We start from the raw sequence: 6,734 nt of genomic DNA, 5'->3' as shown, positions 1-6,734 counted from the left end.
TATCAAAAACCAGTCAGGAGGGTTAGAAACTAAGAAATAAGGATGCTTCGCAGTTTTATATGTTGGTCGGGCATTCATCCCTAAGTTATGGAACGTTAGGGAATTCTGCCCGACATTCGGTTAAATTTATTTCTTGGAGAATTTTATTGAAAATTTCTGTTTGTTGTTGAGAAGGCTGATTAATCATATTTCCTTGTCATCATAGATTTCTTATTTACATTATGCTCAGGAATTGGTTCTAAAAGCAATTGAATTGCCTCTTTTAGATTGGTAATAGCTTCCTCTTTGGTATCACCACAAGAAGAAACATAATTTAATTCCGGACAAGTAGCCGAAAAAGCTTTGACTTCATCGTCCCATTCTAAAACTGCTCTAATTATCATTTTGACGTTGCTAAGACTATAATACAATTATAGCTTAAAATTCCGTAATCTTAAAGCATTGGAAACCACAGAAACGGAACTAAAAGCCATAGCTGCACCGGCAATCATGGGGTTTAATAAAAGACCAAAGAAAGGGTATAAAATACCAGCAGCAATGGGAATACCTAAAGTGTTATAAATGAAGGCAAAAAAGAGGTTTTGACGGATATTTTTCATAGTTGCACGACTCAATTTTATAGCTGTTACAATACCTTGTAAATCTCCTGAAATAAGGGTAATATCACTGGCAGACATGGCAACATCTGTACCAGTTCCGATGGCCATTCCTACATCCGCTTGAGCGAGTGCTGGTGCGTCGTTGATACCATCTCCTACCATTGCCACGATTTTGCCCTGAGATTGCTGTATTTCCTTGATTTTATCGGCTTTTTCCTCGGGACGTACCTCTGCAAAGACATGATAGATTCCCACCTCATCAGCGATCGCTTGGGCGGTTTGTTGGTTATCTCCTGTCAACATTATCACTTCTAAGCCCATTTTTTTGAGCTTCTTAACGGCTTTAACGGATGAAGGTTTCACGGCATCAGCTATAGCAAATAAGCCTTTTATTTGCCCATTAATGGCGATCCAGGGGATTGTTTTTGCTTGACTTTCCCATTCTTTTGCTTGGGAGATTAATTGTTCAGTATTGACTCCTAATTTTTCCAGCCATTTTTGTGTACCTATTTGCACTAATTTACCATTAATTTCACCTTGTACTCCTTGCCCTCCCATTGCCTCAAAATTTTCTACTTTGGGGAAGTTATTGGTAATACCTTGGGACTTAGCATAATTAACAATCGCTTCTGCTAGAGGATGTTCAGAATTGTGTTCAATAGCTGCTGCTATTTCTAAGATATTTAATTCATTATTATCAGCAATACTATCAACAGTAATATAATTGGTGACTGTTGGTTTACCTTGGGTTAAAGTTCCTGTTTTATCGACAACAATTGCTTGAATTTTATGTACTAATTCTAAACTATCTGCTCCTTTGATTAAAATGCCGTTTTCCGCTCCTTTTCCTGTTCCTACCATGATCGATGTTGGAGTTGCTAACCCTAAAGCGCAGGGACAAGCAATAATTAAAATGCTCACAGTTGTCACCATTGCTAAAGATAAATTTTGAGCAAAAATCAACCAATAAATAAAACTGATAACGGCAATCATCATTACAGCAGGTACAAACAAAGCAGTAACTTTATCCGCTATTTTTTGAATTGGGGCTTTACTATTTTGTGCCTCTTCTACTAATTTAATTATCTGGGATAATGTAGTATCTTTACCTACTTTTTTGGCTTCAAATTTAAAGCTTCCTGTCTTATTAATTGTTGCTCCAATCACCTCATCTCCTGCTTTTTTTTCTACGGGAATAGATTCCCCTGTAATCATAGATTCATCTATGGTAGATTGTCCTTCAATAATGACTCCATCAACCGGTATTTTTTCCCCTGGTCGTACTAAAACAATATCACCAATTACTACATCTTCAAAAGCAATATCAACTACTTCCCCTTGACGAATTACTCTAGCGGCTTTAGCTTGTAATCCCATTAGGTTGCTAATCGCTTCTGATGTTTTACTTCTTGCTCTAGTTTCTAATAATTTACCCAATAAAATTAAGGTAATAATAACAACAGCAGCTTCATAATAAACATCTGAACTTAAGCCTTGAGACCGGAAAAATTGAGGAAAAAATGTAGCAAATAAAGAGTATATAAACGCTGCACCAGTACCCAAAGCCACTAAAGTATTCATATCAGAAGTGCGACGTTCTAAAGCTTTAAATGCTCCTTTATAAAACCCCTGACCACACCAAAAAACCACAGGAATACTTAAAATTAACTGTAACCAAGCATTATGTAACCAATGAGGAATAAAAGTAATAGATAACCCTGTCATCATTGGTAAACTGCCAAAAATTAAAATCAAACTAACAACACCACCAACAATCACCTTTTGAGTTAATTCTTGTTGTTTTGTGTCTCTTTTTTTCTGCTCAATATCTTCAGTTTTATTATTTTTTTCTGCTTCTAAAACATAACTTTTGTATCCTGCTTTACTAATGGCAGCTTGAATTTTTCCTACGTTAGTAACTTTACCATCATACTCAACAGTTGCTCTTTCTAAAGCGTAGTTAACGTTACATTTTTTAACACCATAAACTTTATTAAGAACTGTTTCAATAGTGGTTGCACAAGCAGCGCATCCCATTCCTTCTAAATGTAAAGTTTTCTGGGTTAATGGGCTATTTTTATGAGAAGATTGACTGTGTAGTGAAGTTTTCATTTTGTTTGTCTTTCCTCGCTTTCTTCTATGATATAACACCCTTTTTTGTTGGGATCTGCAAACATCATTACCCTCAAATATAAAGTATTTATAAAAAAATAAGAGGGTTCCTGAAGTCTTACCTATAATTGCCACCAAATACCCTTTTTTTGAACAATGAAAATAGTTAATAAATTAGAGATTATCACTGTTGTTACCCTTCTATCTTTAGTATTCAGTAATCAAACTGCACTTAGTCAAAATAATAAGCTAAAGCAGCTTGAAAATACAAAAAATCAAGAAAATAACATATCTGTCAGCGAGTTAGCTAACCGTGAGAAGGTGCTAGTCTCTTCCCGACAATTACTTAATGTTAACGATTCGTCAATTATTTTACCCATTCCTCAGCCTTTAGGGATATTATGTCTTTTGGGAATGGCAGGAGTTGGTAGTTTTTTGAAGTTGAAAATAGCGAAAGTTAAATATAATAAGAAAGTAAATGAAGATATAGAAACAACGGATATGGAAGAAAACTCAATTCAAGTGTTCAATCATTAACACTTTTATCCATAAAAAGTCTAATGATTGTTCTCAGGGTGCAAAAAGCATTAAAATGGGTGAGTTGGTTTCAACTTAAGTCAGCGAATGACCCCACCCCGACAAACAACAGCAAGCGATATTAGTCCTCAAGATATATCCTGGCCGTTTTGGCCAATAGTTCCTTTGTACCCTTATGGTCAACGTCGCACCTTACGCAAAGAAGTTGTCAAGGATACTATTTGGACGTTTGAGCAATGTCAGGGTATTCTCTATGTGGTGGTTCCCATTCGGATGACGGTGGTTAAACTAGCAACAGGGGGACTTTTGGTTTATGCACCAGTTGCACCCACGGGTGAATGTATTCGTCTGGTTAATGAGTTAGTCGATACTCATGGTGAGGTTAAATACATCATTTTACCCACGGTTTCGGGTATTGAACATAAAGTATTTGTGGGTCCCTTTGCCAGATGTTTCCCCAAAGCACAAGTTTTTATCTCCCCGGATCAATGGAGTTTCCCCGTTAATCTTCCTTTGAGTTGGTTAGGGTTTCCCCGAAAACGAACCCAAAAATTACCCTTAGATAGTCATGAAAGTCCCTTTTTTGATGAGTTTGATTACGAGATTTTAGGACCATTAGATTTAGGTTTAGGTCCGTTTCAAGAAGTAGCTTTTTATCATAAGAGATCGCAAACTTTATTATTAACTGACTCTATCATATCTGTCCCTGCAGAACCTCCCGAAATTACCCAACTTGATCCCTATCCTTTACTATTTCATGCCAAAAATAATAGTTTAGAAATGATCGAAGACACCCCAGAAAAGAGAATCAAAGGATGGCAAAGAACTGTTTTATTTGCTCTCTATTTTCGTCCTAATGCTTTAGGAACAGTGGAATGGAGTAAAGTATTTAAAGATGCTTTGAAAGCACCTGATCGTTCAAAAAAAGCCTACTTTGGACTGTTTCCTTTTGAATGGGATGATAGTTGGACATCTTCTTTTGAAAAGTTACATCATACTCAGTTATTAGTTGCACCTATTTTACAAGGGGTTATTTTTAACCGTAGTCCTTTAGATGTTTTAATTTGGGTAGATAGAGTTACAAAATGGGGTTTTAATCGTATTATTCCTGCCCATTTTTCTGCCCCAATCATCAGTAAACCTTCACAATTTAGAGAAGCTTTTGATTGTTTACGTCACCCTAACCATAACGCAGGAAATGACGATTTTCAGCTAATACAAAACATCGCTCAAAGCTTAACTAAATTCGGTGTTACTCCTCCTTCCCAACTCTAAAAAAATCAATTAAGACCGATGAGACACTTTTGATATATAATAAATTTCGTAGGGTATGGGTGGAAAATGTGTGCGTCTACAACCTAACCCCTAAGCAAGCTTTATCCTCAAAACACAGTCAATGAACCATTATCCCCAAGAGAGATCACAACCCCTTTCTGAAGAACAGGCCGAAGAATTAATGCGATCGCTTCTCCATAAAGAAGGGACTTGGGTAGACTGGGGAAAAACCTCTCAGCAGCTACAAAAAGCAGGGTATAACAGTCAAACCATCTTTGAGAAAACAGGGTTTCAGGCCAGTCAACAAAATTTGATTATTGTCGCTGCTCAAGTCTATGAAAGTTTGCTAGATAGCCAAGTGTCCGAAGACTTATTAAGCTATTGTCGTGGACCAAAAAGCGATGTACTCTACGAACTACGCATCCTTAAACAAAATCAACGGGGTGTGGTGGCACAGTTGGCCAAAGATAAAAATTTAGACCACCTGGAAACTAGAGACTTGGCCAAAACTTTCCAAACATTTTCCTTAATGCCTCAGTTACCACCAGGTTTTACCCTTCATCCTGGGGACGCAATGGCTTATCAATGTTGGAAACAGGCTAAACAGAGAAAAGACCTTCAAGAACGCACTCGTTTGATCGCCAAAGGGTTAAAATATGCTTTCTCTAATACTGCCAGAGAAGCGATCGAAAAATTACTTAGTGACTTGACAGTAACTCCCCAAAGTAGCGCGCCGTTAATGCCCCTCTACCGTGTGCAGAACCAAGAAGAGATATCTCGTCTCGTTCCCTTAGCTGGAACCCTGCCCTTGAGCAAAAATCAGGTTCTCGGGGTAGAAAAAATAGACATAATCAGCCCATTCAACTACGTAAATTATAATAACACAGGTTCTGTCGTTCCGCTACCCAGTTGGCAATCTGTTTTAAAAGCCGTCGATCCCGTAGCTATTTTATGTCAAAGTGATCGCCTTCCTCAAGGGTTAACAGGTAAACCAGAAGAGGTTTTAGTGTTAATTGATCGAGGAATGACCCAATGGGATGATCAAAGTTATTTTTTAGTAGAAGAAGGAGAAGAATTAACCTTTAAATGGTTTCCTGAAAGTCCTTCTTGTCCCCTCTTAGGTCAAGTAATAATTGTTTTAAGACCGAAAAAGATTTTTGATGAAAATAATTTATTAGAACCTTGGCAAATGGATGATTAAAAGAGAGCATCCCTTTTTTGTAGAAAAATTATCCTTGGAGTTTGACAGGGGAATGGGGAAAGGGAGACGGGGGGACGGGGGGACGGGGAGTAAATTTATCCGATCAACTATTAGATAGTATGCTGGGTTAGGCAAGAAGTTTTTTGATGAAAACATCGTAACTTTTTATTCTTGCCTTGACCTACCATGTTGAAGATATGGCTTATTTAATCATTGCGGTGATGTTCAAATTTATAGACATAGAAAAGTCCAGTAAACTTCTTCACATAATAACCTAATAAACCTAAAGCGATCGCCCCAAAAATTAACAACCAAAAACTCCAAGGAGGGGCAACAGAAAACAGAGAAATTCCATTATTAAACTGTTCTTGAGCTAAATAAGTGGCTACATTTCTACTATCAAGAAATAGTGCTAAAAATAAACAAATTCCTGAACTAATAAAACTGAAAACAGTTAAACGGTTAAGATTTTTTAAAGCATCTTGACAGATTTTACAATCTTTTGTGTGAGTTGAATAAATATCAAAAAGTTTTGCTTTATCAGTTTCTACAGGAGGTAAATTAGGATCACAACTTTCGTCCCAAGAAATACCACCACCTGCTCTTTTTTCTAACCAGTTACGAAAGGTAATAATCATTTTATCTTGAGGGTTGGGAGTGTAAACTTGGTCGATCCATTTACCCTCATTTCTTTTGTTTATAATCTTTTCTTGGTGATGTAAGAAAACTAAATCTTGATGAATAAAAAAGGAACTAAACACATGACCTAACCAATCAGGAATTGGCCAACCTAAAATAGAAAATCCACCAGGTTTTTGTCCCTGTTCATTTTTAACTAATATTTGACAACTAATTTGACGACACCATCCGGGACGAGTTGGAATAGCATATATAGCAATCGCCAGGGCGATTAGGACATAGAATAGAGAAAGACCCTTAAACTTTTCTCCTCTATGGCTAAACCTTACAGTTATGATCTCCGCCAGAAAGTCATTGATGCAATCGCGCTT

5 protein-coding genes and 1 pseudogene are annotated in these 6,734 nt (G+C 37.0%); 3 read left to right on the top strand and 3 right to left on the bottom strand.

Translation table 11 applies throughout. The annotated features are described in order from the left end of the window. Nucleotides 1–179: 179 nt before the first annotated feature. Complete coding sequence (locus QNJ66_RS25900; protein ID WP_300511549.1) at nt 180–383, bottom strand: type II toxin-antitoxin system HicB family antitoxin; 204 nt, start codon at nt 381–383, stop codon at nt 180–182. Nucleotides 384–410: 27 nt separating this feature from the next. Beyond that, on the bottom strand, nt 411–2,711 hold the full coding sequence (locus tag QNJ66_RS25895) for a heavy metal translocating P-type ATPase (protein ID WP_300511548.1): 2,301 nt from the start codon (nt 2,709–2,711) through the stop codon (nt 411–413). Nucleotides 2,712–2,867: 156 nt separating this feature from the next. On the opposite strand from QNJ66_RS25895, the gene QNJ66_RS25890 reads away from it, so the two are divergent. From QNJ66_RS25890 to QNJ66_RS25880, 3 genes are all read left to right on the top strand, one after another. Next, a complete protein-coding gene (locus QNJ66_RS25890) occupies nt 2,868–3,248 on the top strand; it encodes a hypothetical protein (protein WP_300511547.1) in 381 nt (126 codons plus the stop codon). Nucleotides 3,249–3,335: 87 nt separating this feature from the next. Next, nucleotides 3,336–4,523: a DUF4336 domain-containing protein gene (locus QNJ66_RS25885; protein WP_300511546.1), complete on the top strand. Its 1,188-nt coding sequence runs from the start codon at nt 3,336–3,338 to the stop codon at nt 4,521–4,523. 121 nt (nt 4,524–4,644) lie between these two features. After that, entirely contained in the window at nt 4,645–5,724 is a 1,080-nt protein-coding gene (locus QNJ66_RS25880; RefSeq protein ID WP_300511545.1) for a RuBisCO accumulation factor 1, read from the top strand. Nucleotides 5,725–5,930: 206 nt separating this feature from the next. Here the strand turns inward: QNJ66_RS25880 and QNJ66_RS25875 are convergent. Next, nucleotides 5,931–6,734 (bottom strand): annotated as a pseudogene (locus tag QNJ66_RS25875) (hypothetical protein); the annotation flags it as partial.

The sequence above is a fragment of the Crocosphaera sp. genome (assembly GCF_030064895.1).
In the GTDB taxonomy this organism is placed as follows: Bacteria; Cyanobacteriota; Cyanobacteriia; order Cyanobacteriales; family Microcystaceae; genus Crocosphaera.
This window is presented reverse-complemented; position numbering and strand designations above follow the sequence as displayed.